General features: G+C 61.7%; 25 protein-coding genes. 2 read left to right on the plus strand and 23 right to left on the minus strand.

What is annotated here, in order from left to right:
- The coding region (locus tag ACW9HW_RS03250; protein ID WP_457398311.1) for a hypothetical protein at nt 1-214 on the plus strand (214 nt) is incomplete at its 5' end.
- Here the strand turns inward: ACW9HW_RS03250 and ACW9HW_RS03255 are convergent.
- The 19 genes from ACW9HW_RS03255 to ACW9HW_RS03345 all read right to left on the minus strand — a co-directional run bounded on the left by ACW9HW_RS03255 (nt 198) and on the right by ACW9HW_RS03345 (nt 17,797).
- Nucleotides 198-1,424, minus strand: a complete 1,227-nt coding sequence (locus ACW9HW_RS03255; protein WP_457398313.1) for a beta-ketoacyl-ACP synthase — start codon at nt 1,422-1,424, stop codon at nt 198-200. The two genes, ACW9HW_RS03250 and ACW9HW_RS03255, sit on opposite strands and share 17 nt — an antisense overlap.
- Entirely contained in the window at nt 1,424-2,152 is a 729-nt protein-coding gene (fabG, locus tag ACW9HW_RS03260; protein WP_095192225.1) for a 3-oxoacyl-ACP reductase FabG, read from the minus strand. Before fabG ends, ACW9HW_RS03255 begins: the two co-directional genes overlap by 1 nt.
- Nucleotides 2,149-2,622: a hotdog family protein gene (locus ACW9HW_RS03265; protein WP_095192224.1), complete on the minus strand. Its 474-nt coding sequence runs from the start codon at nt 2,620-2,622 to the stop codon at nt 2,149-2,151. The genes fabG and ACW9HW_RS03265 overlap by 4 nt, the downstream gene beginning before the upstream one ends.
- Complete coding sequence (locus ACW9HW_RS03270) at nt 2,619-3,815, minus strand: beta-ketoacyl-[acyl-carrier-protein] synthase family protein (RefSeq protein WP_457398316.1); 1,197 nt, start codon at nt 3,813-3,815, stop codon at nt 2,619-2,621. Before ACW9HW_RS03270 ends, ACW9HW_RS03265 begins: the two co-directional genes overlap by 4 nt.
- Nucleotides 3,812-4,294: a hypothetical protein gene (locus tag ACW9HW_RS03275; RefSeq protein WP_095192473.1), complete on the minus strand. Its 483-nt coding sequence runs from the start codon at nt 4,292-4,294 to the stop codon at nt 3,812-3,814. Before ACW9HW_RS03275 ends, ACW9HW_RS03270 begins: the two co-directional genes overlap by 4 nt.
- Before the next feature lie 113 nt (nt 4,295-4,407).
- Nucleotides 4,408-5,655: an NAD(P)/FAD-dependent oxidoreductase gene (locus ACW9HW_RS03280; RefSeq protein ID WP_457398319.1), complete on the minus strand. Its 1,248-nt coding sequence runs from the start codon at nt 5,653-5,655 to the stop codon at nt 4,408-4,410.
- On the minus strand, nt 5,642-6,802 hold the full coding sequence (locus ACW9HW_RS03285) for a sodium:proton antiporter (RefSeq protein ID WP_457398321.1): 1,161 nt from the start codon (nt 6,800-6,802) through the stop codon (nt 5,642-5,644). The genes ACW9HW_RS03280 and ACW9HW_RS03285 overlap by 14 nt, the downstream gene beginning before the upstream one ends.
- Nucleotides 6,799-9,138, minus strand: a complete 2,340-nt coding sequence (locus ACW9HW_RS03290; protein WP_457398324.1) for an MMPL family transporter — start codon at nt 9,136-9,138, stop codon at nt 6,799-6,801. The genes ACW9HW_RS03285 and ACW9HW_RS03290 overlap by 4 nt, the downstream gene beginning before the upstream one ends.
- Nucleotides 9,122-9,820, minus strand: coding sequence for an outer membrane lipoprotein carrier protein LolA (locus tag ACW9HW_RS03295; RefSeq protein ID WP_457398325.1), 699 nt, complete (start codon nt 9,818-9,820; stop codon nt 9,122-9,124). The genes ACW9HW_RS03290 and ACW9HW_RS03295 overlap by 17 nt, the downstream gene beginning before the upstream one ends.
- A complete protein-coding gene (locus tag ACW9HW_RS03300; RefSeq protein WP_457398328.1) occupies nt 9,817-10,242 on the minus strand; it encodes an acyl-CoA thioesterase in 426 nt (141 codons plus the stop codon). The genes ACW9HW_RS03295 and ACW9HW_RS03300 overlap by 4 nt, the downstream gene beginning before the upstream one ends.
- On the minus strand, nt 10,235-11,779 hold the full coding sequence (locus ACW9HW_RS03305; protein WP_207261029.1) for an HAL/PAL/TAL family ammonia-lyase: 1,545 nt from the start codon (nt 11,777-11,779) through the stop codon (nt 10,235-10,237). Before ACW9HW_RS03305 ends, ACW9HW_RS03300 begins: the two co-directional genes overlap by 8 nt.
- The gene (locus tag ACW9HW_RS03310; protein WP_457398330.1) at nt 11,760-12,701 is read right to left on the minus strand and encodes an LpxL/LpxP family acyltransferase; all 942 of its coding nucleotides are present in this window, start codon (nt 12,699-12,701) and stop codon (nt 11,760-11,762) included. The genes ACW9HW_RS03305 and ACW9HW_RS03310 overlap by 20 nt, the downstream gene beginning before the upstream one ends.
- Complete coding sequence (locus tag ACW9HW_RS03315; protein ID WP_457398332.1) at nt 12,698-13,432, minus strand: glycosyltransferase family 2 protein; 735 nt, start codon at nt 13,430-13,432, stop codon at nt 12,698-12,700. The genes ACW9HW_RS03310 and ACW9HW_RS03315 overlap by 4 nt, the downstream gene beginning before the upstream one ends.
- 131 nt (nt 13,433-13,563) lie before the next feature.
- Nucleotides 13,564-15,243 (minus strand): AMP-binding protein, encoded by a 1,680-nt coding sequence (locus tag ACW9HW_RS03320; protein ID WP_457398335.1) that lies wholly within the window; start codon nt 15,241-15,243, stop codon nt 13,564-13,566.
- Nucleotides 15,240-15,785: a COG4648 family protein gene (locus ACW9HW_RS03325; protein ID WP_095192213.1), complete on the minus strand. Its 546-nt coding sequence runs from the start codon at nt 15,783-15,785 to the stop codon at nt 15,240-15,242. Before ACW9HW_RS03325 ends, ACW9HW_RS03320 begins: the two co-directional genes overlap by 4 nt.
- Nucleotides 15,782-16,036 carry an acyl carrier protein gene (locus ACW9HW_RS03330; protein ID WP_007992314.1) on the minus strand — a complete coding sequence of 85 codons (255 nt, stop codon included), beginning with the start codon at nt 16,034-16,036 and terminating at the stop codon, nt 15,782-15,784. The genes ACW9HW_RS03325 and ACW9HW_RS03330 overlap by 4 nt, the downstream gene beginning before the upstream one ends.
- Nucleotides 16,037-16,045: 9 nt before the next feature.
- Nucleotides 16,046-16,306, minus strand: coding sequence for a phosphopantetheine-binding protein (locus ACW9HW_RS03335; protein ID WP_095192212.1), 261 nt, complete (start codon nt 16,304-16,306; stop codon nt 16,046-16,048).
- On the minus strand, nt 16,287-17,096 hold the full coding sequence (locus tag ACW9HW_RS03340; protein ID WP_457398340.1) for a lysophospholipid acyltransferase family protein: 810 nt from the start codon (nt 17,094-17,096) through the stop codon (nt 16,287-16,289). Before ACW9HW_RS03340 ends, ACW9HW_RS03335 begins: the two co-directional genes overlap by 20 nt.
- Nucleotides 17,072-17,797: a beta-ketoacyl synthase chain length factor gene (locus ACW9HW_RS03345; protein WP_095192210.1), complete on the minus strand. Its 726-nt coding sequence runs from the start codon at nt 17,795-17,797 to the stop codon at nt 17,072-17,074. The genes ACW9HW_RS03340 and ACW9HW_RS03345 overlap by 25 nt, the downstream gene beginning before the upstream one ends.
- 356 nt (nt 17,798-18,153) lie before the next feature.
- On the opposite strand from ACW9HW_RS03345, the gene ACW9HW_RS03350 reads away from it, so the two are divergent.
- On the plus strand, nt 18,154-18,924 hold the full coding sequence (locus ACW9HW_RS03350) for a ParA family protein (RefSeq protein ID WP_095192209.1): 771 nt from the start codon (nt 18,154-18,156) through the stop codon (nt 18,922-18,924).
- 141 nt (nt 18,925-19,065) lie between these two features.
- Here ACW9HW_RS03350 and trxC read toward each other — a convergent pair whose 3' ends face one another.
- From trxC to ACW9HW_RS03370, 4 genes are all read right to left on the minus strand, one after another.
- On the minus strand, nt 19,066-19,500 hold the full coding sequence (gene trxC, locus ACW9HW_RS03355; protein WP_457398345.1) for a thioredoxin TrxC: 435 nt from the start codon (nt 19,498-19,500) through the stop codon (nt 19,066-19,068).
- Between the two features lie 73 nt (nt 19,501-19,573).
- Nucleotides 19,574-21,037, minus strand: a complete 1,464-nt coding sequence (gene selO, locus ACW9HW_RS03360) for a protein adenylyltransferase SelO (protein ID WP_457398348.1) — start codon at nt 21,035-21,037, stop codon at nt 19,574-19,576.
- Between the two features lie 48 nt (nt 21,038-21,085).
- Nucleotides 21,086-24,436 (minus strand): mechanosensitive channel MscK, encoded by a 3,351-nt coding sequence (mscK, locus tag ACW9HW_RS03365; RefSeq protein WP_457398350.1) that lies wholly within the window; start codon nt 24,434-24,436, stop codon nt 21,086-21,088.
- A 34-nt stretch (nt 24,437-24,470) separates the two neighbouring features.
- On the minus strand, nt 24,471-26,213 hold the full coding sequence (locus tag ACW9HW_RS03370; RefSeq protein ID WP_095192205.1) for a potassium/proton antiporter: 1,743 nt from the start codon (nt 26,211-26,213) through the stop codon (nt 24,471-24,473).
- Between the last annotated feature and the right edge of the window lie 199 nt (nt 26,214-26,412).

Genomic DNA, 26,412 nt, shown 5'->3' on the forward strand with positions numbered 1-26,412 from the left:
CACAAGGGATATACATCCCACAAGGGATATACATCCCACAAGGGATATACATCCCACAAGGGATATACATCCCACAAGGGATATACATCCCACAAGGGATATACATCCCACAAGGGATATACATCCCACAAGGGATATACATCCCACAAGGGATATACATCCCACAAGGGATATACATCCCTCGGGGGAAGTGTTTTTTACATCCAGCGCTTGAAGATCAACGACGTATTCACCCCGCCAAACGCAAAGTTATTGTTCATCGCAAACTGATTGCTTATCTGCCGGAACTCGCCGCGCAGGTAGTCGAGTTTGCCGCAGTGCGGGTCGACTTCGTCGAGGTTGAGGGTGTGGGCGTAGAGGTCGCGGTTGAGCATTTCGATGCTGAACCAGGATTCCAGCGCACCGCAGGCACCGAGGGTGTGGCCGAGGAAGCTTTTCTGCGAGCTGATCGGCATGTGTTCGCCGAACAGGCTGCTGGTGGCCAGGGTTTCGGCGATGTCGCCTTGTTCGGTGGCGGTGCCGTGGCCATTCACGTAGCCGATGTCCGACGGTTTGAGCCCGGCGTCTTCCAGCGCCAGTTCCATGGCCCGGCGCATGGTGACTTGCTCCGGACGGGTGGTGTGCTGGCCGTCGGCGTTGCTGCCGAAACCGACGATCTCGGCATGGATGCGCGCGCCTCGGGCCAGGGCGTGTTCCAGCTCTTCGAGCACCAGCATGCCGCCGCCTTCACCGATCACCAGGCCATCGCGACCCTTGTCATACGGGCGCGGACTGTTTTGCGGGGCATCGTTTTTCAGGCTGGTGGCATAGAGCGCATCGAAGACCATGGCCTCGGTCGGGCACAGCTCTTCGGCGCCACCGGCGAGCATCAACGGCAGGCGCCCGAACTTGATGGCTTCGTAGGCATAGCCGATACCCTGGCTGCCGCTGGTGCAGGCGCTGGAGGTGGGGATCAGCCGGCCGGTAAGGCCGAAGAAGATGCTGATATTGGCCGCCGTGGTGTGCGGCATCATGCGCACGTAGGAGTTGGCGTTCAGGCCTTCGGCCACCGAGTTGAGCAGCATGTTGCCGAACGCCTTGATCTCGTCGGTGCTGCCGGTGGACGAGCCACAAGCAACGCCCATGCGCCCGTCCTTGATCGACTCGTCGCCCAACAGGCCGGCGTCGGCCAGCGCCATCTCTGCCGCACCCACGGCAAGCCGTGAGACCCGGCCCATGCTGCGCAGTTGCTTGCGGGTCCAGTGGCTCGGCACCTTGAAGTCATCGATGGGGCCAGCCAGGCGCGTGTTGAGTTCGGTGAAACGATCCCACTCATCCATCCGGCGGATGCCGCTGCGGTTGGCCGCGAAGTTGCCGGCGATGGTGTCCCAGTCGCTGCCCAGCGATGTGATGCCGGCCATGCCGGTGACGACGACGCGTTTCATCAACACAGGCCTCCATTGACGGCCAGTACCTGCCGGGTGATGTACGAGGCTTCCGCCGACATCAGGAAATTCACCGCGCCGGCCACCTCTTGCGGGGTGCCCATGCGCTGCGCAGGGATCATTTTCATCAGTTCTTCCACCGGCACGTTTTCATCGAGCATCGCGGTGTCGATCAGGCCGGGCGCGACACAGTTGACGGTGATTTTGCGCTTGCCCAGTTCGATCGCCAACGCCTTCGCTGCGCCGATCAGCCCGGCCTTGGAGGCGCTGTAGTTGACCTGGCCACGGTTGCCGATCAGGCCGGACACCGAGGTGATGCAGACAATCCGCCCGGCGGCGCGACGACGGATCATCGGCATCATCACCGGGTGCAGCACGTTGTAGAAACCGTCGAGGTTGGTGCGCATCACCACATCCCAATCATCCTCGCTCAGCGCCGGAAAAGCACCGTCACGGGTCAGACCGGCGTTGAGTACCACGCCGTAATAGGCGCCGTGGGTTTCCACGTCAGCCTCCAGAATGGCTTTGCAGGCGGCACGGTCGGACACGTCGAATTGCAGGATGCGCGCCTTGCTTCCGAAGGCCTCGATTTCGCCCTGTACCGCCATCGCATCTGTCAGGCCGCTGCGGCAGTGCAGCACGATGTCATGTCCAGCCTGGGCCAGGCGCAAGGCAATGGCGCGGCCGATGCCACGGCTGGAACCGGTGACCAGTACGGATTCAGTCATGGCTGTGTTCCTTGTGTAGAACCTTGGGGTTCATGGAGATACTGAGCCGCCTGGGGCGGGCGATACACGTTCAGACGGGCGCTGGCGTGAATGCCAGGCGCATTGATGTGGCATTCGAACACGCCCATGCCGTTGTCGTCTTCCAGCGAGCGAATGCCGTGGATGGTCAGCTCGGTGCCGGCCGGGAAGCTTTCGACGTTGCATTCGAACTTGCGACTGCCGAGCAGGAAGCCAAGCTCTACCGCATCGCCACGCTGGCGTGCATGGCAACCGGCGAAGGCGGCAACGCTCTGGGCCATCAGTTCGATGCCGACCCAGGCCGGCAAACTGCCGTCCGGGTGGCTGAACAATCCGTCGGGTTTGACGGTGAGGCAGGTGTGAATCTGCTCCTCATCGAACGCCAGGATCCGGTCGATGAGGATCATGTCACCTGCGTGAGGGATCAGTTCGGCGAGCGGCCAGTCAATCATGGGGCGTCTCCGATAATCAGGCTGACGTTGTTGCCACCGAAAGCGAAAGAGTTGCTCATCAGGTAGCGAGGACCTGTGGACGTCAGGCGATCGGCCGGGGTCACCCATTTCAGGGCGGGCAACTCGGGGTCCGGTTGGCCGTCCCATACATGCGGCGGCAAAGCCTGTTCGCGGTTGCCTGCGCTCAGGCTCAACCAGCAAAACGCCGCTTCCAGCGCGCCAGCGGCGCCGAGGGTGTGGCCGGTCATGGGTTTGGTAGAGGAGCAGGGCACGCCGGCGGGGAACAACGCGGCCACTGCCTGACTTTCCATGGCGTCGTTATGCTGGGTGGCAGTGCCGTGCAGGTTCAGGTAACTGATTTGTTGTGGTTGCAACCCGGCTCGGGTCAACGCCTTGCGCATCGCTTGCAGGGCTCCACGACCCGAGGGTTCCGGCGCGGAAATATGGTGCGCATCGGAGCTGGCACCGCTGCCGAGCAGAGCGATCGGATGATTGCCACCCGCCTGCTTGCTCATCAGGAACAGCACCGCCGCTTCACCGATGTTGATGCCGTTGCGATTCACTGAGAACGGGTTGCAGCGCTGATCGCTCACCGCTTCCAGCGCCGAGAAGCCATTGAGGGTCAATTTGCACAGGCTGTCGACGCCACCGCACAGCACCACGTCGCATACACCGAGGTCGAGCAGGCGTTGGGCGCTCATCAGTGCCCGGGCGCTGGAGGTGCAGGCGGTGGAAATCACATAGTCCGGACCGCTCAGTTGCAGCCAGTCGGCGAGGAAGCTGGCCGGCGCGCCGAGTTCCTGTTGCTGGTAATCATATTCGGGCGGGAACTGCTGCTCGCGGATGTAATGGGACAGGCCCTGGCTGGCTTCGTCGATGCCCGAAGTGCTGGTGCCCAGAACGACGCCGATGCGGTCGCGGCCGTAGGCCTGGATCGCTTGGTCGATGTCCGGGCGAATTTGCAGGGCGGCTTCCATCAACAACCGATTGTTGCGGGTGTTTTGCCGGGACAGTTCGGCGGGAATCGCCACCAGTTCGCCACGCACCGCGCCCACCGGTAGCGAACGCTGCGCCACCCAGCCAGTTTCGCCACGCATGCCGGAGCAGTCGCCGGCATACAGGTTGCGCGCAACTTCTTGTTTGTCACGGCCCAGGGAGCAGATGATCCCCAGGGCATTCAGGTAGGCGGTCATGGTGCCTCCCCGCTCAGCGGCGTGACTTGGTATTTCGGGCCTTCGGGCAAGTTCAATTCAAAGCTCATCGGTTGTAAATAGCGCACGTCCCAGCGTGCGGGCAAGGAGCGTTGTGCGCCGTGTTGCCAGGCTTGCGGATAGTTGCCGGGCAATTCGTCCTGCGGGGTCAGCGCAAACAACAGCGCCGCGAACAGCTCCCGGGCTTCCGGGTTGGGCGGCAGCAGGCCATCAGCCTGCCATGCTCCATCCACCAGTTTCTGACGCGCCTGTGGAATGCCCAGCAGGTCCATCATCGACCAGCGAATGGCCGGGCCTTCACGCTGGATCACCAGCACCCAGTCCTGGCGCTGTTCGGCTTGCAGTCGCTGGATATGCAATTGCAGCGGCAACGACAGGCTCGGGGTTTGCTCGGGCAGCGGTGCCTGGCTGGCGCAGGCGCTCAATAGCAGAACACAGCCCAGAAGCAAAAATCGCAGAATACTCGGAACCCTTGTGGGAGCGAGCCTGCTCGCGAAGAGGGCATCACATCCAACATCACTGTTGAAGGATGCACCGCTTTCGCGAGCAAGCCCGCTCCCACAGGTTGAATAGCTCATGTGGCATCCCTTGCACAGAGTTCCGAGATCATTTTCAAGCGACGCCTGGCCTCGCTGACGAACGGGTTGCGTTCGTCCCAGGCGTAGCCGGCCAGGATCGAGCTGATCATGCGACGGATATCCGGCGAGCCGCCCTCATGGTAAATCACGTCCTGGAAGGTCCCGGCGTACCAGCCTTCGACGTAGCAACGGAAGGTGTCGACGCCGCGCTTGAGTGGTTCGGCGAACTCTTTTTGCCAGTCGACGGCTTCGCCTTGCAACTGGCGGTGCAGCACCCCGGCGGCCATGCTCGCCGAACGCATGGCGATGGTGACGCCGGAGGAGAACACCGGATCGAGGAATTCCGCGGCGTTGCCCAGCAGCGCAAAACCCGGCCCGTGCAGGGTTTTAACGTTGGCTGAGTAACCGCCGATGGTGCGCGCTGGTGTATCCCACACGGCATTGTCCAGTACGCCGGCCAGGCTTGGCGTCTCGGCAATGAAACCGCGCAGGCAGTCGTCCAGATCGTCGCTACGGCCCTCGAAGTGTTCTTTTGCCGCGACCACACCTACTGAGCATCTCCCATTGCTGAACGGGATGGTCCAGAACCAGATATCGCGGTGGATCGGATGGGTGGTGATGAGGATCTTGGTGCGGTCGAAATTCGGCTGGTCGATATGGTCTTCGACGTGGGTGAACACCGCCTGGCGCACCGGGAAGTTCGACGGTGCTTCGAGGTCGAGCAGGCGTGGCAGCACGCGACCGTAACCGCTGGCGTCGAGCATGAAATCGGCCTCGACACGATATTCGCTGCCATCTTCGCGACGCACGCCAAGTCGCGGTTTGGCGTGTTCGAAATCGACGCTGACGATGGCTTCGCCGTAACGGATCTCCACGCCTTGCAGTGCCGCTTGATCGGCCAGCAACTGGTCAAAATCGGCGCGCTGGACCTGGAAGGTCGCCGGCTTGCCGTGGGTGAAGGTGTCGCCGAAATCGAAGGCGCTGTACCGCTCGCCCCAGGCAAACGCGGCGCCGGTCTTGAGCTGAAAACCGGCGGCGTTGACAGCGTCGAGCATGCCCGCTTCTTCGACGAAATCCAGGCAATGGGACAACAGGCTTTCACCGATGGAAAAGCGTGGGAAATGCTGACGCTCGATGACCAGCACATCGTGTCCCTTGCGTTTGAGCAGCGCGGCGGCGATGGCACCCGAAGGGCCTGCGCCGATGACCACGATCCGGCGATGTTCCATTTCAACGGTTGGCATGAGGGCTCCTTGCCGGGACGGCAGCTTTCAGGGGAATACGGTGCATGCCGGCCAGTGCCGGCAGCAATGTGGCGATCAGGCCCATCAGCATCAGCGCAAAGTACAGCGCCGGGCTGATGAGCTGTTGTTGCAGCAGCAGGTTGAGAAAGACGATCTCGCTCAAGCCGCGAATGTTCAGCAGCACACTTTCCCGCCAGCGACTGGCGCCCTGGAACGAGGCGCCGGCCCAGCCCAGGCCGAGCCAGTTGCCCAGCAGTTTGCTGGCAATCGGCAACAGCAGCAGCGCCGCCAATTGCACCCAGCCGAGGCTGTCCATGGCGCTGTGCACGTTGATTTGCACGATGCCGAAGGTGAGGATCAACGGAATGGCCATGTAGGTCTGCAAGCGGCTCATCCAGATCGCCGGCAGCGGCAGTACCAGCGGTGCTTTCAGTGCGGCCATGATCAGCACATAACCGATGCCGAAAATCAGCGCATTGAGCTTGTAGTGTTCGGCCACCACCAGCAGGGCGAAAAAGCCCAGGCTGTACAGCCACAGTTGGCGCAGGCCCAGCAGTCTCAGCAGCACCGGAAGACAGGCGCCGGCCAATGGTAGCAACAGGCTGCTCAGATGCAGGGTGCCTTGGGCGACGGCGAACAGGCTCCAGCAAGTGAGGTCGATGAGGATCGCGGTCTGCACCAGCCGCCGAGTGGCGGCGGGCGGATAATCGATATGCCGCAGGTACAGGTACAGCACCGGGATCGCGGTAATGGCGAACAGCAAGCCTACCGCCAGGGAGCTGATCCAGGGCTGCGGCGGCAACAGCCAGATCGCCGTGGCAAGGCCGCAGGCGAACGGAATGCAGAAGCTCGGCAGGGCGATTTTCAGGCTCTGGCGGTCCAGGTGCAGGTCGATCACGTCGCTGAGGATGTAACCCAGCAACAGCGCGAAACTCAAGCTGTAGAGGTTCTTCAGCCAGAGCGGCGACACCAGCGCCGCGCCGCTCAACTGCCATTGCGGTTCGATCCAGAAATACATCAGCAGCGGCAGGCCGACGGTCGCCAACAGCAGCTGGCTGACGATCGGGATCAGGCCGAAGTGGCGACCGACTCGTGTCGCTACGGCAAACAGGGTCAGGGCCATTACCCAAAACAGGGCGATCATCATGCTGTCGGCTCCGCGACCGTGGCTGCATGCACCTGGCGACCGGCCCAGGGGGCCAGCATGAAGCTGAACACCAGGCCCAGGCTGACTGACAGGCCGAAGTTACTCACCGCCGGCGTGCTCGACACCGCCAGCAGGCCGAACGACAGCCAGGTGGTCAAAGCCGCCAGCAAGGTGCCCAGCAGGCTCACGGCCGCGCCGCCCACCTGTTCACGCATGAGGATCGCATAGTCGACGCTGATCGCCGTCACCAGCAGCAGGCCGAACAGGCTGAACAGGGTCAACGGTTGCCCCAGCCAACCGAGGCTGGCGAGGCTGCACAATGCAGCCAGCAATGGCAGGGAGACGATGCGCAACGCCCCGCCGAAGCCGAACGGCAGGATCAGCACCAGCACAATGAGTACGCAGGACGCGAGTTTCAGTTCGGCGGCACTGATTTGCGTGTCAGCGAACACTTTGTTCAATTCACCCAGCCGATCCACCAACTGCACGCCCGGCAAGTCTTCGGCCTGGACCCGCAGCAGGGCAGGGTTGTTCAGGCCTTGCAGGCTGACCATCGCCGCCACGCCATCCGCGGTCGGTCCCAGCCACAACAGGCGATAAGGCTCGGCCAGGGGGCCGGCCAGCGCGGCGTCGATGTCTTCGATGGGCAGTGCCTGCAACGTCTTCAGTTCCGCCTGCAGTGCCTCGACCGGCACGCCGACATCGAGCAACGGCTGCCAGAACTTCGGCAGTTTGCCCAGCGCTTCGCGCACCTGCTGCTGTTCGCTCGGCTGATTGACCAGTTGATTGAGCGACAGGAAACCCTGGAGTTTTTCCAGGTTGACCAGTTGATCCAGGCGTTCGCTCAAGGCGGACTGACGTTCAAGCAATTGCTGTTGATCGGTCGCCTGCACCAGGAAGAACTGGCTGGTGGGTTGATAACCGGTAATCCGCGCAATGGTTTGCGCCTCGTCAGTCAATTGCTGCGGTGCGCCGACCCATTGGCGGATGTCATTTTTCGTTTCCAGTTGCACCAGACCACCGATGCAGAAGGCAATCAGCAGCGCCAGCAACACCGGCGTATGCAGGCGCTTGAGCAGTGCTTCCCGACAGCTCAGCAACGACTCCGAAATGCGTAGCGGCCACTGTGCCGGACGCAGTTCCACACCCTTGAGCAATGCCGGCAGCAGGCACACGGCAGACAAATAGGCACCCAACAGGCCGGCGGCGGAGAACACCGCGATCTGGGTCAGTGCGGGGAATGGCGTCCAGGCCAGGGCCAGGTAGCCAATGGCGCTGGTGATCAGGCTCAGGGTCAGGCCCGGCAAGGTCAGGCGCAGGGCCGGCCAGCTGTGCCAGGGCTTCAGGCTCCAGCTCTTGGACAGGTAATGCAACGGGTAATCGACGGCGACGCCGATCAGGCTTGAACCCAGCACCAGGGTCATCACATGCATGCGGCCGAACAGCGCCACGCAAGCCACCGCGCCGAACAGCATGCCCACCAGCACCGGGACGAAGGCCAGCAGCACGCGCCAGCAACGGAAGGCCAACAACAGCAGCAACAGAATCCCGACCGTGGCACCGCCGCCGACCCAGGTCATTTCGCGGGAGGCCTGCTTCTGACCGTTGGCGGCATACAGCAGGCCGCTGGCCGCCAGCAGCTGCACGCCGGACTCGGCAGCTTCTTCGCGGCTGTGCTGGAGCAGGTCGGCCACTTGCAGCGGCAGGTTCATGTCGAAGGCGTTGCCGGTGGTCCGCGCGCGCAGCAGTACCCAATGTTTGCCGTCGGCCTCGGCAATCAAGGCGCCGCTGCCGATGTCCAGCTGCACCGCGCCGTGTTGCGGCTGGCTGTTCTGGATGCGCCCGGTCAGGCCCAGCCAGTCGTCCTGGCTCGGCACCAGGCTGAAACCGGTGAAGGGGTCGAACAGTGCCTGCACCCGTTGCTGAATGAAGGCGTCGGGATGCTCGATCAGTTGCTGGCGATCTGGCGCCGACAGCATCGCCAATCGGCCTTGCAGCAGCTGCGTGCGCAGCGCCGGCAAATCGGCTTGCAGGTTCCACTGGACCTTTTCGAACAGGCCGCTGACCTGCCACTGATCCCCCAGTTTCTGCGCCATGTTGATGGCTTGTTCACGATGTTCATGGCCGACCAGCACCAGCATTTCGCGGTTCAGCGGTTCTTGCATGCGTTGTTCGGCGCGCAGCTCCAGGGCGTCCGGCGCGGTGCCGGGTACCAGTTCCATCAGGTTGGCCGACAACGGGGCGCCGTCGCGCCATTGCCAGCCCGCGAGCGCCAGCACTGCCAGCAACAGGATCAGGAATAACCGCGGAAGCATCCGTTCACTCGGCAAAGTCATGTTGCTCCGCGTCGCTCAACGGTTGTGCGCTGGTGCTGTCCTGCATGCGCAACAGGGTGCTGTCACCCTGGGTTTCCAGCAATTCGATGCTGTGCACCAGTTCACCGCCGGTGATGTTGATCTGGTTGAACACCTGCTTGAGCAGCATTGAGCGTGGCACCAGTGTCAGTTTCCAGTTCTGTGGGTCACCACTCAGTGACAGCTCGAAATCCCGTTGCAGCCCGCTGCTGTCACCTTGCAACACGGCGAGGAACAAACGGTTCTGCTCGGCACCGGCGCTCTTGCCCGGCAGCATCTGCCAACCGCTGGCATCACGTCGTGCGATGCCCTTGGTGGTGATGCGGTAATCCTGTTGCAGCGGCGTTTTCAACAGCCACAACAAACCCTGGTTTTTTGCCAGGACGAAGGAGCCCTTGCTGGTCAGCGGCTGGGGCAGGGCGCGCAGGTGTTTCTCCTGGACGAAGCTGCCGTGGATAACTTCGGGTCTGGCCAGCTGATCGCTGAGCTGTTGCAGATCGAAGGCATGGGCCAGCCCTGGAATACCCAGCAACACACAAAACACTGTGGGAGCGAGCCTGCTCGCGAAAAACCTGAGAACGCCACGGGGTGTCAGGTGCCCAGCATCATCGTTATCGACCATCGCGAGCAGGCTCGCTCCCACAGGGAAGTGGCGGGCATTCATGAGAGCACCCGTTCGACGGCGTCGGTAAAGACCTTCGGCGAAGCCAGTTGCATCTCGCGGCTGCCCATGTCGACGGCGACTTGCACGGAAACGGCGCGGGTCAAGCGTTCGCCGGTTTCCAGGTCGCTGATCAGGTAGTTGATCTTCAGTCTGTTCTCCCACTCCACCAGATTGGCGCGCACGTTCAGCTTCTGACCGAACACCGCGCCCCGCACGTAGCGCAGTTGCAGGTCGATCACCGGCCAGGCGTAGCCCGATTCGGACATGGCGCTGTAGTTGTGGCCGATCTTGTCCAGCAACGCGCAGCGGGCGATTTCCAGGTATTTGACGTAATGGCCGTGCCAGACGACGTTCATGCTGTCGACGTCAAAGAACGGCACGAGGATTTCCGTATCGGTGTGGAGCACTCCCTTGCTACGCATGCAGCCTCCAGTGTTGTTCGGCGATGCGTTGCAGGCACAGGCGCAATTCGCCTTCCAGCGCGCGGTCTTCGATGACCGGCGGGAAGTCTTTGGCCAACTCTTCGTGCATGGCGGCCAGCGCTGGCGGCAACGGGCGTGAGTCTGCGGACTGTTCACGTAGCCAGACGCCCTGATTGGCGGCCAGCAGCGTGGCGGCGGCGACCTGTTCGGTCAGTTCCAGCACGCGAATCGCATCACGGGCGGCGATGGTGCCCATGCTCACCTTGTCCTGGTTGTGACACTCGGTGGAACGCGAGAACACGCTGGCCGGCATGGTGTTTTTCAGCGCTTCGGCGGTCCATGCACTGGCGCCGATCTGCACCGCCTTGAAGCCGTGATTGAGCATGGCCCGCTCGGCGGAGGCACCGGACAGGTTGCTCGGCAAACCATGGTTGTAACGCTCGTCCACCAGCAGCGCGAGCTGGCGATCGAGCAGGTCGGCGACGTTGGCCACGAGGTTTTTCAGGCTGTCCATGGCGAAGGCGATGTGGCCGCCATAGAAGTGCCCGCCGTGCAGCACGCGCTCGGCTTCGGCGTCGATGATCGGGTTGTCGTTGGCGCTGTTGAGCTCGGTCTCGATGAATGAGCGCAGCCAGTTCAGGCTGTCGGCCAGCACACCGAGGACGTGGGGCGCGCATCGCAGGGAGTAGCGGTCCTGCAGGCGATGCAACGGCGCGGTGGGGGCGTCGATCGCCAGGTCCTTGCGCAACCACGCGGCGACCTGCATCTGCCCCGGATGGGGTTTGGTGGCGAACAGACGCTCGTCGAAGTGCTCCGGGTTACCTTGAAGGGCAACCACGTTCAGCGCGGTGATGCGGGTCGCCAGTTGCAGCAGGTAATCGGCGCGGGCGTAGGCCAGGCAGGCAAGACCGGTCATCACCGCCGTGCCGTTCATCAGCGCCAGGGCTTCCTTCGGACGCAGCACCAGTGGTTGCCAGCCAAGTTCGCGATGCACATCGGCGGCCTGACGGCGTTCGCCACGGAACATCACTTCGCGTTCGCCGGACAGGGTCGCGGCGACATAAGACAATGGCGTCAGATCGCCGCTGGCACCGACCGAACCTTCTTCCGGAATCAGCGGCAGGATGTCGTGTTCAAGGAACGCTTGCAGGCGCTCCAGCAGCTCCACGCGCACCCCGGAAACACCGTGGCACAACGACTGCAACCGCGCCGCCAGTACCGCGCGGGTCGCCTGGGCGTCGAGCAGTTTGCCCAGCCCGCAGCCGTGGAAGGTGTAGAGATGACGCGGCAGCGCCTCGACGTGATGCAGCGGCACCGCCACCACGCAGGAATCGCCGTAACCGGTGGTCACGCCATAGATCACGCCTTCCTTGTCCAGCAGGGAATCGAGGAAGCGTGCGCCCTTGGCGATGCGCTCGCGGTACGCGGGGTCGCTTTGCAGCTGCGTGGGGGCCTGGCGGTTGGCCAGGGCCAGCACGTCTTCGATGCGCAAAGGGAGTTCGCCGAAGGTTACCGGCTCAAGCGTTGGCGTCGTCATCGGTCTTCCAGAAAGGGTAAAAGTTGAACCATTGTTGGGGCGCTTCGAGGCAATAGTGACTCAGGCGCCCGGCATAACGGGATGCCCACTGATGAATGACCTGCTCGCGGTCTCCGCGTTTCCAGGTGATCGCCTCAGCGAACGGCTCCAGAGTCAGTCGATAACCGCCGTCGGGTTTCTTCAGGCACAGCAGCAGATTGACCGGGCATTTCAGCAGGCCGGCCAGCAGCCACGGCCCTTGCGGAAATTTCGCCGGGTGCCCCAGGAAATCCACGGTCACGCTACGCCCGCCATGCAGCGGCACGCGGTCGCCGGCAATCGCCAGCCACTCGCCGCGCTCCAGGCGTTCGTGCAGTTGCAGCATGATCACCGGGTCCAGTTCGCTGACCTGAATCAGGCGCAGATTGGTGGCACCGGCTTCGCCCAGCAAGCGATTGAATTGTTCGGCGTGCTTGGTGTGCACCAGCACGTTCATCGTCACCTTCTCACCGATCTCCGCCAGCGCTCGGCAGACTTCCAGGTTGCCCAGGTGCGCACCCACCAGCATCTGTCCGCGGGTGCCGCGCAACTGGTTGCGCAACAGCGCCGGGTCGATGATCTCAATCTGTTCGATGCTCAGCTTGCCGTTCCATACGTCGAGTTTGTCGAGCATGGAGTCGGCGAAGGCCATGAACTGGCCGAATACCCGCCAATGGGTCGGACGCAATTCGCTGCGGCCGCTCCAGTCAGCAAGCCGCTGCTGGTACTGCCAGGCGCTGTGACGGGCGCCGCGACCGAACAGGAAAAAGTACAGCACGATGCCGTACAGCAACGGGCTCAACAGTCGGCGACCGAGGACTTTGGCGGCGAACGCCGTGAATTTCATCAGCCAGAAGCTGCCGCGTTCCTCGCGGTCGGCCCAATGTTGCTTTTCGACGTTCATGTTCGCCACCGCCGCCAGAGAATCAGGGGCGAGCGCAGCAGCATGCCGAAGAACAACCGGGTGTGCATGCTCGAAATCAGCACGTTGTCGTGGAACATGCGGAAATGCGAAACGCCGTCCAGAGGGTAGTGAACTCGGGTTTGCAGCCATTGCATCGGCTGATCGCGCCAGGCCAGGCGCACCAGGATGTCCGAATCGAAATCCATGCGCTTGCCGATCTTCGCGGTGTCGATCAGCGCCAGTACCGGCGGCAACGGATAGACACGGAAGCCGCACATGGAGTCGCGGATCTGCAGCGACAGGGTATTGATCCAGACCATGACGTGGGTCAGGTAGCGGGCGTACAGGCGACCTTTGGGCACACTGGCGTCGTACTGCGGATAGCCGCAGATCACCGCCTCGGGATAAGCGCGGGAGTGTTCGATGAAACGTTGGACGTCTTGCAGGTCGTGTTGACCGTCAGCGTCCACCTGCAAGGCGTGACTGAAACCCAGGCGCGAGGCTTCACGCAGGCCGGTCATCACCGCACCACCCTTGCCCTGATTGGCGGCCAGGCGGATCAAGTGCACCTTGTCGCGCTGGGCCAGTTGATCCAGGACCGTGGCGCAGGGCTTATCGCTGGCGTCGTCCACCAGAATGCAGGGCAGACCGCTGGCGAGCAGTGCCTCGACCACCGTGGTGATCGCGGTTTCGTGGTTATAGACCGGGATGACGGCGCAGGGGTTATGCATTTTGGGGTACACCTGTGAAACCGAGGTGTCTGCTTCGCGAGCAGGCTCGCTCCCACACTGAACGGGTGAGCACCGCAGTCTCCCTGTGGGAGCGAGCCTGCTCGCGAATGAGTGCGCAGCACTCACCAAACCTATGCATGTACTGTCTCCAGCAGAATCCGCCCACTGGAGCAGGTAGCGGTTTCATTGCGATAGGCGAAATACAGTTTGTTGCGGCTCGGGTCGAAGCGCAGGTGCAATTGCACTTCATCACCGGGACGCACCAGTTGCTGGAACTTCAGCACTTCCATGCCGGCGAATTTTGCCGGCAGGTTCATCAATTGCTGGCCCAGGCTCAATGCCCACTCCACTTGCACCACGCCCGGCAGCACCGGCGCTCGGGGGAAGTGGCCACTGAAATAGGCCAGGTCCGGTGGCACGGCCAGTTGCAGGCTCCACTCGCCCTCGGTTTCGATCTGTTCCAGCACCAGTGGCGCCTTGGGGCGCGGCGCCAGCAGCAGGGCTTCGACATCGGCTTGGGGCAGTTTGCCTTGAGCGTTCAGCGGCAGTTGCCGTAGCAAACGCCAGCGCCGTGGCAGGGCCAGGGCTTCGCAGTGTTGGCTCAGATGTTGGCGCAAGGTCTCAGTGAGGCCGCGTCGGCCTTGGTTGCGCAGGGCATGCAACCCCGCTTCGCTGAGTACCAGCAGCGCCCCCAGTGAGGCGCGGTTTTCCTGAACGACACCCAGCCGCGCTTCGGCGACCCAATCATGAGCCGTCAGCGCCTGCTCCAGCATTGGCAGCGAGATGCGTTTTTCTTCCAGTTTGACGATCCGGTCCAGCCGCCCGAGCAATTCGAATCGGCCATCAGGGGCGATTTTCGCTGCATCGGCGGTGTGTTCGACATGGCCGGCGGGCAAGTAGGGCGAGGTGATGAGCAGAGCGCCGTCTTTGTCCTGGCTCAGCGCGACATCGGCGAAGGGTTGCCACAGATCGTGCCCCTGACGCCATGCAATGCCACCGGTCTCCGAACTGCCGAAAATTTCGGTCGGCCATTGATGCAGGCGCTCGTGCAGGCTCTGTGCGGCCTCGGCTGGCAATGCGCCGCCGGATGAAAACACCCGACGCACCGTGCTCAAGGCCCGCCAGTCGAGGTTGTCACCCATCCGTTTGAGCAGCGCCGGGCTGGCGACCCAGGCGAAGGCCGGGTGCAAACGGCTGGCGCGTTGCAGGTCTTCCGGAAAGGCCAATTGCTTGCGCACGAACGGGCGCCCGGCGCAGAGCGGCCAAAGTACCCGAAACAGCAGGCCGTAAATGTGTTGGGTGGCGACGCTGCCAATGATGCACGCCGGGCCCAGGTCGGCGCCCCACAGTTGCTCCAGGGCTTGGACTTCATTGATCAGTTGGCGCAGGTTTTTCTCGATGCGCTTGGGTTCGCCGCTGGAGCCGGAGGTGCACAGGCTCAGGGAACAGCGATCCAGATCCAGTGCCGCAGCGGCCAGTGGCGGGTACTGGAAATCGTCCAGACGGGCGTCATCGGGTTGATCGGTGAGCCACAGGTCGACTTCGCCCGACCAGCGCTGGCGAGTCTGGGCTTGCAGGTCGGCCGGCAACAAAACGCTGACCCCGGCACGCCACGCGCCGAGCAGGGCAATCGCCAGGTCGACGGCGTCCTCAAGGTGCACGGCGATGCGCTGCACGCCTTTGGCTTGCAGGCCGGCGGCCAGGCTCAGGACCTGTTCGCACAGTTGTGCGTGATTCAGCGCCGGTTCGGCCGTTACGACACGCTCCGGCTGAGCCTTGAGCAACAAGTGCTCAAGTTTTATCCAATTCATGGGTGGCCTCGTACCCTTTGTCGTATGAGCCATTCAATGGCAAACATCAGGCCTATCAATCCGTAGGAAATCAGGCCGGTGTACAACATCCACCAGCTCAGCGGCGCCCAAAGCGTCAGGGCGGCCGCGCACAAACCGTTGCACAGAAAAAACACGCTCCAGGCGATGGTCACCTGGCGGGTATATCGAATGCCCTTGGCCGGTAGATGCGGTTCACGCAGGCGGGCCAGGCGTTCAACCATCGGTGTGCCGTAGATCAGACTCACGCCGAACAGCACCAGCATGAAACCGCTGATCAGGACCGGGTACCAGCGCAGCAATACCGGGCTATCGAACAGCGCCAGCAACAGACAGAACACGATGGCCACCACGGCCATCCACAGACTGCCCGGTCGCCGCCGTCCGGTCAGTGCTCGCGCCAGCCACAGGCTGCCCAGCAGCAAACCGAACTGCCATGGCGCGAAATGTTCCATGCCGAAATACACCGCGAAGGGGTACAGCAGGCCTGCCAGCAGCAGGCCGAGGCCGATCAGTCGGCTCATGCGGCGGGTTGAACCAGACGGTAGACGGCCTCGACCACGTCACTGACGGTACGCACCGATTTGAATTCCTCGGCGGCGATTTTCTTGCCGGTCTGACGTTTGATGTGATCGATCAGGTCGACCGCATCAATGCTGTCGATTTCCAGGTCCTGGTACAGGTTGGATTCGAGGCTCACGCGCTCGGGGTCCAGTTCGAACAGCTCGACCAAGGCATCGCGCAGTGTGTTGAAAATGTCGTCACGAGTTTGCATGGTCCGGTCTCAAGCTGCCTGTTTTGCAGTGACGAACGCCGCAAGGCTCGCCACGTTGCTGAAGTGATTGCGAGTGTCCTTGGCGTCGGCATCGATTTTGATGCCGTACTTTTTCTGGATGGCCAGGCCCAGTTCCAGGGCGTCCACCGAGTCAAGGCCCAGGCCTTCGCCAAACAGGGTCTGTTGATCACCGATGTCGTCGGCGCTGATGTCTTCGAGGCCGAGGGCTTCGATGATCAGATCTTTTATTTCACGGTTCAGATCGCTCATCTTCGGCGAGCTCCTTGATGAAGAAAGAATGCAAATAGTCGTTGAGCTTGCGCGAGGCCTGAGGTGCCGGGCCCAGCGCGGCGAAGACCTGTGGGTCTATATCGGCACCGACACGGAAACTGAAGTGCACGCGGCGTTTCGGGATCCGATACCAGGGCTCGGCCTTGGTCAGTGTGGTCGGGCTGACCTTGATGATCACCGGGGTGAGGATTTTCGCACCCCGCACGGCAATTGCCGCGGCCCCCCGATGAAAGGCCGGCGCCTGCCCTGGCCGGGTGCGGGTGCCTTCGGGAAAGATGATCAGGGTCTGGCCGTTTTTCAGGGCATCGGCGGCGGCATCGAGCATGTCCATGCTGCCGTCGTTGCTGATGTATTCGGTACGGCGCAGGGGGGCGCGGGTAAACGGGTTCTCCCAGAGGCTCTGCTTGACCACGCAGTTGGCGTGGCGCACCAGGCCGATCAGGAACACCACATCGATCAGCGAAGGATGATTGGCGATGATCATCTGCCCGGGTCGTCCCAGTTTTTCCGCGCCCTGGATGTCGTAGGTCAGGACACCGACGCGAGCCATGAACCGGACAAAAAACCAGAAGCAGCGACTGACGGTTTGCCGTGCGCGCAGCCGATGGGTCTGAGCATCGCCCGGCAGGCAGCTCAGCAAAGGGAAAACCAACAGGCGCAGGCACAGCCCGCCCAGCCCGAACAGGGCGAAGCTTGCGGCGGTGGCCAGCAGGCGCCAGTAATAGGCGTCGCGGTTTTTTTCGGTCACGGGTTGCGTTGCCAGGTCCATACACGATTTTTCCAGGCATGTTGGCAAGTGGTTTGCTGGCCAAGCAACGTACGCACCAGATTCAACGCGTGCGGCCAACGGGGTTTGGACAACGCATCCGCGGGGCTGTTCAGGGACAACTGCCAGTCATTGCCGGGCGTGATCAGCAGGCCTACGGCATAAGGAAAAGGCACGTCATCGATCCAGGTCGAGTAAGCCTCGGGCGGTTGTTCTTCGGTCACTACCAACAATACCGCGGGTGCGCCTTCCTTGAGCAGGGCTGCGGCTTCCAGCATGCCGTGTTCCAGGCCATCACCGGCAGCGGCGAGGGCGGTCATTTCGCTGGTTTCGCCGCGCATGATCGACCATAGGCCAATGATCGCGTTATGTACTGAAAGGCTGAATTGGGTCGGCGACAGCGGCTCGTCGACGGCCAGATCGCTGAGAATGTCGAACGTGCGGGGGGTTTCGCCGTGACGGGAAACAAATACCAGTGGCAGGTCCTGACGGCCCTCGGCCAAAGGCCAGCCGACACTGAACGCCATCCGCGCCAGACGGCTGAGGCGCCGGCGTTGCATGGCGGGCAGGAACGAAACGTCGGGAGCGGCATCGCTGACCGGCAGCACCACCGGTTGTTGGCTCCAGGCCTGCCAATCGTCCACGCTTTCGAGCCCCGGGGCCCACGCGCGCCACTGGGCGATGTTGAAATTGATCACAGACATTCATCCCGCCCCTGCGGGCTTCTTGACGCGGTGAGTGGGAGAAGACCACGACTCACTCTACGTGGCGCCTGGCGCCGTGTGGTGCGCATTATCCCGGTGCCGGGAACGTGTAGCAAATGCTGGTTACATTTTGAACAGTAAGATGTACCGGTTAGTTCGCGAAAACCGCACATTTGACAATTATTCACATCGCTATCGGCCCGTCTGTCGGCTCTGGCGCAAGCCCATGCCCCGGGTTTGCCGCATATTTGGCGGGAGATTGCCCCTGACCCTGTAGTCCCTGTGTCAGCGAGGTAGCTAAGCCATGCCGTGGGCTACTACACTCGGTCATTCTTTGATACACGGAGGTTTTTCACATGCGGCGCGTGGTGTTCAATCAGAAAGGTGGCGTGGGCAAATCCAGCATTGCCTGCAATCTGGCGGCGGTCAGCGCCAGCGAGGGCTATCGCACCCTGTTGGTGGATCTCGATGCCCAAGCCAACTCCACTCAATACCTGACGGGACTCACTGGCAATGATATTCCGATGGGTATTGCCGATTTCTTCAAGCAGACCCTGTCGTCCGGGCCTTTCGCCAGGAAAAACCAGGTCGACATCTACGAAACTCCATTCGATAACCTCCACGTCATCACCGCGACGGCTGAGCTCGCGGACTTGCAGCCCAAGCTTGAGGCCAAGCACAAGATCAACAAGCTGCGTAAATTACTGGAAGAACTCGACGAAGATTACGATCGAATCTACCTTGATACGCCGCCTGCACTGAATTTTTACGCGGTTTCGGCGCTGATTGCCGCCGATCGTGTGCTGATCCCTTTCGATTGCGACAGTTTTTCTCGTCAGGCGCTTTACGGCCTGCTAGCGGAAATTGACGAATTAAAGGATGACCATAACGAAGGCCTGGAAGTCGAAGGCATCGTGGTCAACCAGTTCCAGGCTCGCGCCAGCCTGCCCCAGCAAATTCTCGACGAATTGATCGCCGAAGGTTTGCCGGTGCTGCCGGTGTACCTGGGTAGTTCTGTGCGTATGCGCGAATCCCACCAGGCCAACACACCGTTGATCCACCTCGACCCGCGGCACAAGCTGACGCAACAGTTCGTCGAACTGCACAACCTGCTGGAAAACGCCTGATCATTGCGGTCTATGCAGAACCCATGTGGGAGCGAGCCTGCTCGCGAAATCGGTATTACAGACAAATCAATGTTGACTGACGCACCGTATTCGCGAGCAGGCTCGCTCCCACATTTGATCCGGTAGCGTCTGAAATCGTCGTCAAATCCCCTGACTACGCAACCAAATCATCAATTGCGGCAACGGGAAGGCCCCACTCTGGCGTGCGATTTCCCGTCCGTTCTTGAACAGAATCAGGCTCGGAATCGAGCGAATCCCCAATTGCGCCGACAACTGCTGATTCGCCTCGCTGTCCAGCTTGGCCAGTCGACACTTGCCCGCCAATTGCCCGGCCGCCTGCTCGAATATCGGTGCAAACGACTTGCACGGCCCGCACCAATCCGCCCAAACGTCCACCAGCAGAGGCAGATCACCCTTGATCTGACTGGCGTAGTCACCCTGTTTCAGTTCGAAGGGTTTGTTCAGTAGCACCTCGGACTTGCAACGACCGCATTTTGGGTGGTCGTTGAGGCGCTCGGCGGGAATGCGGTTAAGGCCGTTGCAGTGGGGGCAGGGGATGAGGAATGTGTCTGACATGAAAGACGGTCCAATGAGAAGCGGGTAGTCCTTATCTGGAGACACCCGCTTGAATTTTCAAATGCGCGTTACATCACGACGAACAACTGATCTCCAGATGCTTGCCCCACTCTGGCGGTCGCTCTGCATAGCTCTCCATCCCCGGCTGCTCCTCGAACGGTTTGCTCAGCACAGCGTGCAGGCGGCGGACTTCCGAGTAGTCGCCCTTTTCTGCCGCATCGATAGCGTTTTGCGCCAGGTAGTTGCGCAGGATGTACAACGGATTGACTGCGTGCATCCGTTGGCGACGCTGCTCCTGGTCAAGCGTGCCTTCGCGCATTACGCGGGCGACGTAGAGCTCGCTCCAGGCGTCGAAGCCCTTGAGGTCGACGAAGTCATCGCGCAGACGACGCACAGCCGTTTCAGGTGAATCATTGCCCAGCCGGCGGAAGAACAGGCTGTAATCGACGCCACTGTTCTGCATCAATTGCAGCAGGTGTTCCAGCAGCTTCTGGTCCTCCTCTTCTGCGGTGGTGAAACCCAGGCGGCGGCGCATCAGGTCCAGGTAATGGGCCTGGAACAGCGGCAGGTACAGGCCGAGGGTTTCGCGCAGGGCCTCGACGCTGATGAACGGCGTCAGCGCCTGGGCCAGGGCGCTTAGGTTCCATTGGCCGATCGGTACCTGGTTGCTGAAGGAGTAGCGGCCCTGATCATCGGAGTGGTTGCAGATGAAGTTGGCATCGAAGTCATCAAGAAAGGCAAACGGGCCGTAGTCGAAGGTAATACCGAGGATCGACATGTTGTCGGTGTTCATTACCCCGTGGCAGAAGCCGTAGGCTTGCCACTTGGCAATCAGCTCGGCATTGCGCTCGACGATCTCGCGGAACATTGCCAGGTACGGTTCAGGTTGTTCCAGGCACTCTGGAAAATGCATGGCGAGGACGTGGTCGCCAAGCTCTTTCTGCTTTTCGGGGCGTTTGGTGTAGTAGAAATATTCGAAGTGCCCGAAGCGCACATGGCTGGGCGCCATTCGCAGCACCATTGCCGCGCGCTCCTGTTTTTCGCGCCAGACAGGGGTGTCAGAGCCGATCACGCACAGTGCACGAGTGGTCGGGATGTTCAGCGCATGCAGGGCTTCTGAGGCGAGGAATTCGCGGATCGAGGAACGCAGTACCGCCCGTCCGTCGCCCATGCGCGAGAAGGGCGTCTGCCCGGCACCCTTGAGGTGCAGGTCCCAATGCTCGCCGGCTTCGTTGTACACCTCACCCAGCAACAGGCCACGGCCGTCGCCCAGCTGCGGGTTGTAGGAACCGAACTGATGCCCTGAATAGACCATCGCCCTCGGGATCGCGTCGGCCCAGAGCTTGTGGCCGCTGAACAACTCGGCGAATTCCTGGGTTTCGGCCACGACCGGGTCAAGATCCAGCAACGCCATGGCGGCGGGACTTGCCACCACCAGGCGCGGGTTGTCGATCGGTTCGGGCAGCACATGGGCGGAAAACGCATCGCCCAGGCGGTCGAAGCGATTATCGAAGGTCAGTTCGTCGAGGGCTTTCAAAGGCCGTCTCCAGCAGAATGTCCGAGCATTCTGCTGGGGAATTGCCGGTTAGTCGAGTTTGGCGGCAGGCGGCTCTTGCGCCGGCTTGCCATCGACCATCGGCACGATGGTTTTCGCTTCCGGCTCGATCGGCACCATCTTGTATTCCTGGCCGTGGAGGTTCTTGAGGTAGACCTCCATCTGCCGGAACGAGATGTTGATGTGCTGCTTCTTGAACTCGCGGTTGATGAAGCGGTTGACCTCATCGAGTACCGGGTTACGGTCGCCGAGGTCACGCACATGCATGCGCAGCTCGTGATCGAGGGTGCTTTCACCGAAGTTCAGGAAGTACACGTGCGGCTCCGGTTCCTTGAGCACACGTGGGTTTTCCCGCGCGGCCTTGAGCAGCAGTTCCTTCACCAGGTCCAGGTCCGAGCCGTAATCGACCCCGAGCTTGAGCGTCACCCGGGTGATGGTGTCGGTCAGGGACCAGTTGATCAGTTGTCCGGTGATGAACGTCTTGTTCGGGACAATGATGTCCTTGCGGTCGAAGTCGGTGATGGTCGTGGCGCGGATGCGGATCTTGCTGACCGTGCCCGACAGGTTGCCGATGGTGATGGTGTCGCCGATCCGCACCGGGCGCTCGAACAGAATCATGATGCCGGAGATGAAGTTGGCGAAGATCTCCTGCATGCCGAAACCGAGGCCTACCGACAGCGCCGCCACCAGCCACTGCAACTTGTCCCAGCTGACGCCGAGGGTCGACAGGGTCGAGACGAAGCCGACGCCGGCGATCACGTAGGACAGCAGCGTGGTGGTGGCGTAGGCGCTGCCCTGTGCCAGGTTCAGCTTCGACAGCACGAAGACTTCCAGCAGACCCGGCAGGTTGCGCGCCAGGGCGAAGGTGATGCCGATGATGATCAGGGCGCCGAGCATGTCGCCGATGCTGATCGGCACCATGCTCATGTTGGCGCCGGTGCCGCTGGTGTATTCGTAGAGGGTGATGTTGTCCAGGTACGAGAACACCGTGATCAGGTCGGCCCAGACCCAGTAGAGCAAAGCCATGAAGCCACCGAGCAGTGCCAGGCGGATCAGGCGCAGGGATTGTTCGTTGACCTTCTCGATGTCCAGGGTCGGTTCTTCGATCACCGCTTCACCGTCGCCGGCCTCTTTCGCTGCCTGACGTTTGGTCAGGGCGCGCTGGTAGGCGAGGCGGCGTGCCGCCACGCTGAGGCCGCGCACGAAGGTGGCTTCGATCACCAGCCAGAACATCAGCAGGTACAGGGTGTTGATCAACCGGTCACTGAGTTTCAGCGCGGTGTAGTAGTAACCGAAGCACACCGCCACGAACAAGGCGATCGGCAGGGCGGTAAACATGATGGCCACGGCCTTGCGGAACAGCGATGCGTTCTCGTGGGTCGGGCTGCTCCATAGCAGTCGGCTGAGCAGCCAAGTCATCAAGGCGTAGCAGATGAGTACCACCGGCATGCCCAGCACGTCGTCGGCCAGTGCCGCCGGTTGCAGTTCGGCAACTGCGACCACAGCGACCAGTGCCATCACCACCATGCCGAGCCGGCGGACCCAGCCGCGCAGGAATTCGACCTGAGGCTTCTCCCAGCGGAAATGCAGTTCCGCCACGCCGCCCGGCGCGAGGATCCGATAAGCGGTGTAGAACACCAGCCATGCCTGGGCCATTTGCAGCAACGCTGCACCCATGTTGGCGTTTTGCCCGCGAGCGTCGATTTGCAGGGCCAGGCCACACAAGGCCAGGCCCAGCGACACCGGCATCGCCAGCAGAATGTTGATCAGAATCGCCTGCGGCGTATGCCACTGGCTGTCGCGCTTGAAGTGGCCGATGTCCTGGTGAACCTTGTTCAGTCGGGCGTACAGGCTCTCGCGGCGCCACAGCAAGGCGCCGATCAACAGCGCCAGAGGCAGGAACAGCAACGGTCGCTGAGTCAGGCCATCGGTCAGTTCACTCAGGCTGGAGGCCAGGGGAAGCGTATCGATCTGACGTTTCAGGCGGTCCGGCACGCTGCGGAACCATTCAGGATCGAGTGGCTTGTTACTGGGTATCCAGAACATCTGCTCATCGAGCGTCGCTCGCAGGCTTTGCGCGGTGCTGAGCAGTTGCTTCTGGTTCAGTTGCAGGGTGATGGATTCGTTGAGCACGGCGCTCAGTTCGCGGTTCAGCCGCTCCAGCAGGTCCGCCCGGGTGGTGGCCAGCTCCAGCAGGCTCTTGCGCAGCTGCGGAGTGACTTGCTCGGGCGGTTGGGCCGACAGCAGGTTGTCGACGTAGGTGGTCGGGTTGCTGAGCAGCTCCCGTTGCTGGCTGACTTCGAACTGATACAGACGAATGTCGGCGATCTGGTCGGCCAGATCACGGTCGACCCGCAGACGCGGCAAGGCCTGTTTCTGTTTGTAGAGAATCTTGGAGAGCAGCAGGCTGCCCTTGAGTACGTTGATCTGTTCGTCCAGGGCCGAATCGCTCTGGGTCACGCTGTCCAGTTGCTGCTTGGTCTGCAGGTTCTGCTGGGTGACTTCGTTGAGGCGGTCAGTGCTTTTGAGCAAGTAGTCCGAGAGCTTCAGGTTGGCCGCGCTTTCGGTCGCCAGCAGGCTGCTGCCACCGGCCTTTTGCGCTTCGATGGACTGCTGCGTCACCGTCTCCTGGGATTGAGCCAGGCGCTTCTGGTTGATCAGGTTTTGCAGCTCCTGGATTTCCCGATCCAGCCGGTCGGATCGCTCCGACAGCAAATCATGCTGACTATTGCCCAGGTCTTGCAGCTGAGTGTTGCCGGCCAGTTCCTGGCGACGCAGCGGAATCAGGGCGTTGAGTGCCGAGAGTTCAGCATTGAGCTGGTCACGCTGCTCGGCGCTCAAGGTCTTGCCGGCGTCCTTGCCGGCCTTGAGGATATTGTTGATCTGCTGGATGCGCGTCTGGCTCGCGGAAATTTCCGCCTGGGCACGCTCGGGGCGAGTCTGGGCGGTAATGATCAGGCTGTTGGCTTCGGCCAGTGCCTTTTGCAGATCGCTTTGCTGGGTCGAGCGCTCGGTGAGCATCTGCTCAAGCTGCTGAATCGACTCTTTGGTAAAGCGTTGCGCAACTGGCACCACGTTGCTGGCCTTCAGGCGCGTCAGCTCACGCTGGTTCTCGACGGTCTGTTTGGGGGCCGTGGCCAGTTGCTGCTTGAGGTCGTTGAGTTTCTGCTCGTAATCACGCTGGTTGTTGAGCTGTGTCAGCGTGCCTTGCAGGACCGACTGCAGGGCTTTTTGATCGGCCTCCGGCAGTTTGCGGTCGGCGATCTTGTCCAGGCTCGCCTGCACGGTTTCGCGGGTGGGTGGCTCGGCGGCTTGCAGCGTGCCGACGGAGAGGCTCAGGCCCAACAGGACCAGGACGAAAAAGGTGCGCAGGCTTGACATAAAGACCGATCAAAAACAGGACGAAGTGTGGAGTTTAGAGGAAGAGTCCCGGACCCGGGCGACTTCCTTCGGGGAATCTGACGCCCACTTTACCGATCTTGTTCCCCTCCATGACCGCAACGGTCCAGATGGTGTTGTTCCATTCCACCTGGTCACCGACTACTGGTGCGCCCCCTACTTTCTGGGCAATGAAGTGGCCCAGGGACATGTCCGGATCGATGCCTTCGACCTTCAGCCCGTACAGGGCAGCAACCGCGGCCAGCTGGGCATCTCCTTCGAGTACGAAGTCGCCGAAAAAGCGCAAATCGAGGCCTCGTTGCGGAGCCTGGCTGAAGAGTTTTCCGAGGGCTCCAAGATTGTGTTCATGGCCGATTACGCACAATAAATCGTCGACTTCGAGCACCGTACTACCCGACGGATGGAGCAGTTGCTCGCCACGAAACAGGGCTGCGATACGGGTGCCTTCGGGCATTTTCAGCTCGCGAAGGTGTGAACCGATGCACCATTTTTCGGCGCCGAGGCGATAAACGAACAGCTCCCACTCGCTGGTGACGTGAACTTCGAGGGCCGAACGGGAGATCGGCGCCGGCTCCGGTGGCACCGTCACCTTCAGCAGTTTGGCGATCCACGGCAGGCTCGTGCCCTGCACCAGCAGCGACACCAGTACGATAAAGAAGGCGAGGTTGAAATAGAGTTGGGCGTTGGGCAGGCCCGCCATCAATGGGAACACAGCCAGAATGATCGGTACCGCGCCGCGCAAGCCGACCCAGGAAATGAACGCTTTTTCGCGGCCATGGAAGGCTTTGAAAGGCAGCAGGCCGACCAGTACCGACAGCGGCCGGGCAAATAGAATCATCCACAGCGCCAGGCCCAGTGCCGGCAACGCAATCGGCAGCAAGTCGTGGGGCGTGACCAGCAGCCCCAGCACCAGGAACATGCCGATCTGCGCCAGCCAGGCCATGCCGTCGAGCATGTGCAGGATGCCGTGGCGGCTGCGTACCGGGCGGTTGCCGATCACCAGTCCACACAAGTACACCGCCAGGAAGCCGCTGCCATGCAGGGCGTTGGTCAGGGCAAACACCACCAGGCCGCCGGCGATGACCAGAATCGGATACAGGCCGGTGGCCAGGTTGATGCGGTTGACCATTTGCAGCATCAGCCAGCCACCGCCCAGGCCGATGACGGCGCCGATGCCGAACTCGCGCAGCAAGTGGGTCAACAGGCTCCAGTGCAGGCCGGTCTGGCCGCTGGCGAGCATGTCGATCAGGGTCACGGTGAGGAACACCGCCATCGGGTCGTTGCTGCCGGATTCGATCTCCAGGGTTGCGGTCACCCGCTCGTTCAGGCCTTTGCCACCCAGCAGGGAAAACACCGCGGCGGCGTCGGTGGAGCCGACGATGGCGCCGATCAGCAGGCCTTGAATCATGTTCAGGTCGAACAACCAGGCGGCGGCCATGCCAGTCAGCCCGGTGGTGATCAAGACGCCAACCGTTGCCAGCGACAAGGCTGGCCATAACGCCACGCGGAAACTCGACACCCGGGTGCGCAAACCGCCATCGAGCAGGATCACGGCCAGTGCAAGGTTGCCGACGAGGTAAGCCGTGGGGTAGTTAGTAAAAATGATGCCGCCGCCATCGACCCCGGCGGCCATGCCCACCGCCAGGATGATCACCAGAATCGGGATGCCGAGGCGCGAGGAAAGTGAACTCACCAGAATGCTCGCACCTACCAGCAACGCGCCGATCAAGAACAGGCTGTTGATGGTCGTCGCATTCAAAGGCAGTACTCCGGAAAGCTGAAAGACGGGCACAAACTGACCATGCAGTCTGCGTGCCAGCGATTCTAACCTGTTGAAATGTGATGCTGTCAAAAAGCTTTTTGGTTGTCGCACATCCATGTAGGAGCGAGCTTGCTCGCGAAGAACTCAATGACGACGTGTTGATTCAGGCAGCACACGTTATCGTTGACGTCCATCG

This window comes from Pseudomonas sp. SDO5532_S415 (assembly GCF_054071155.1).

Bases quoted from the DNA above. Each gene is read 5' to 3' on its own strand.
- ACW9HW_RS03255 (WP_457398313.1), bottom strand. From the start codon at position 1,424: ATGAAACGCGTCGTCGTCACCGGCATGGCCGGCATCACATCGCTGGGC.
- fabG (WP_095192225.1), bottom strand. From the start codon at position 2,152: ATGACTGAATCCGTACTGGTCACCGGTTCCAGCCGTGGCATCGGCCGC.
- ACW9HW_RS03265 (WP_095192224.1), bottom strand. From the start codon at position 2,622: ATGATTGACTGGCCGCTCGCCGAACTGATCCCTCACGCAGGTGACATG.
- ACW9HW_RS03270 (WP_457398316.1), bottom strand. From the start codon at position 3,815: ATGACCGCCTACCTGAATGCCCTGGGGATCATCTGCTCCCTGGGCCGT.
- ACW9HW_RS03280 (WP_457398319.1), bottom strand. From the start codon at position 5,655: ATGCCAACCGTTGAAATGGAACATCGCCGGATCGTGGTCATCGGCGCA.
- ACW9HW_RS03285 (WP_457398321.1), bottom strand. From the start codon at position 6,802: ATGATGATCGCCCTGTTTTGGGTAATGGCCCTGACCCTGTTTGCCGTA.
- ACW9HW_RS03290 (WP_457398324.1), bottom strand. From the start codon at position 9,138: ATGACTTTGCCGAGTGAACGGATGCTTCCGCGGTTATTCCTGATCCTG.
- ACW9HW_RS03295 (WP_457398325.1), bottom strand. From the start codon at position 9,820: ATGAATGCCCGCCACTTCCCTGTGGGAGCGAGCCTGCTCGCGATGGTC.
- ACW9HW_RS03300 (WP_457398328.1), bottom strand. From the start codon at position 10,242: ATGCGTAGCAAGGGAGTGCTCCACACCGATACGGAAATCCTCGTGCCG.
- ACW9HW_RS03305 (WP_207261029.1), bottom strand. From the start codon at position 11,779: ATGACGACGCCAACGCTTGAGCCGGTAACCTTCGGCGAACTCCCTTTG.
- ACW9HW_RS03310 (WP_457398330.1), bottom strand. From the start codon at position 12,701: ATGAACGTCGAAAAGCAACATTGGGCCGACCGCGAGGAACGCGGCAGC.
- ACW9HW_RS03315 (WP_457398332.1), bottom strand. From the start codon at position 13,432: ATGCATAACCCCTGCGCCGTCATCCCGGTCTATAACCACGAAACCGCG.
- ACW9HW_RS03320 (WP_457398335.1), bottom strand. From the start codon at position 15,243: ATGAATTGGATAAAACTTGAGCACTTGTTGCTCAAGGCTCAGCCGGAG.
- ACW9HW_RS03325 (WP_095192213.1), bottom strand. From the start codon at position 15,785: ATGAGCCGACTGATCGGCCTCGGCCTGCTGCTGGCAGGCCTGCTGTAC.
- ACW9HW_RS03330 (WP_007992314.1), bottom strand. From the start codon at position 16,036: ATGCAAACTCGTGACGACATTTTCAACACACTGCGCGATGCCTTGGTC.
- ACW9HW_RS03335 (WP_095192212.1), bottom strand. From the start codon at position 16,306: ATGAGCGATCTGAACCGTGAAATAAAAGATCTGATCATCGAAGCCCTC.
- ACW9HW_RS03340 (WP_457398340.1), bottom strand. From the start codon at position 17,096: ATGGACCTGGCAACGCAACCCGTGACCGAAAAAAACCGCGACGCCTAT.
- ACW9HW_RS03345 (WP_095192210.1), bottom strand. From the start codon at position 17,797: ATGTCTGTGATCAATTTCAACATCGCCCAGTGGCGCGCGTGGGCCCCG.
- ACW9HW_RS03350 (WP_095192209.1), top strand. From the start codon at position 18,154: ATGCGGCGCGTGGTGTTCAATCAGAAAGGTGGCGTGGGCAAATCCAGC.
- trxC (WP_457398345.1), bottom strand. From the start codon at position 19,500: ATGTCAGACACATTCCTCATCCCCTGCCCCCACTGCAACGGCCTTAAC.
- mscK (WP_457398350.1), bottom strand. From the start codon at position 24,436: ATGTCAAGCCTGCGCACCTTTTTCGTCCTGGTCCTGTTGGGCCTGAGC.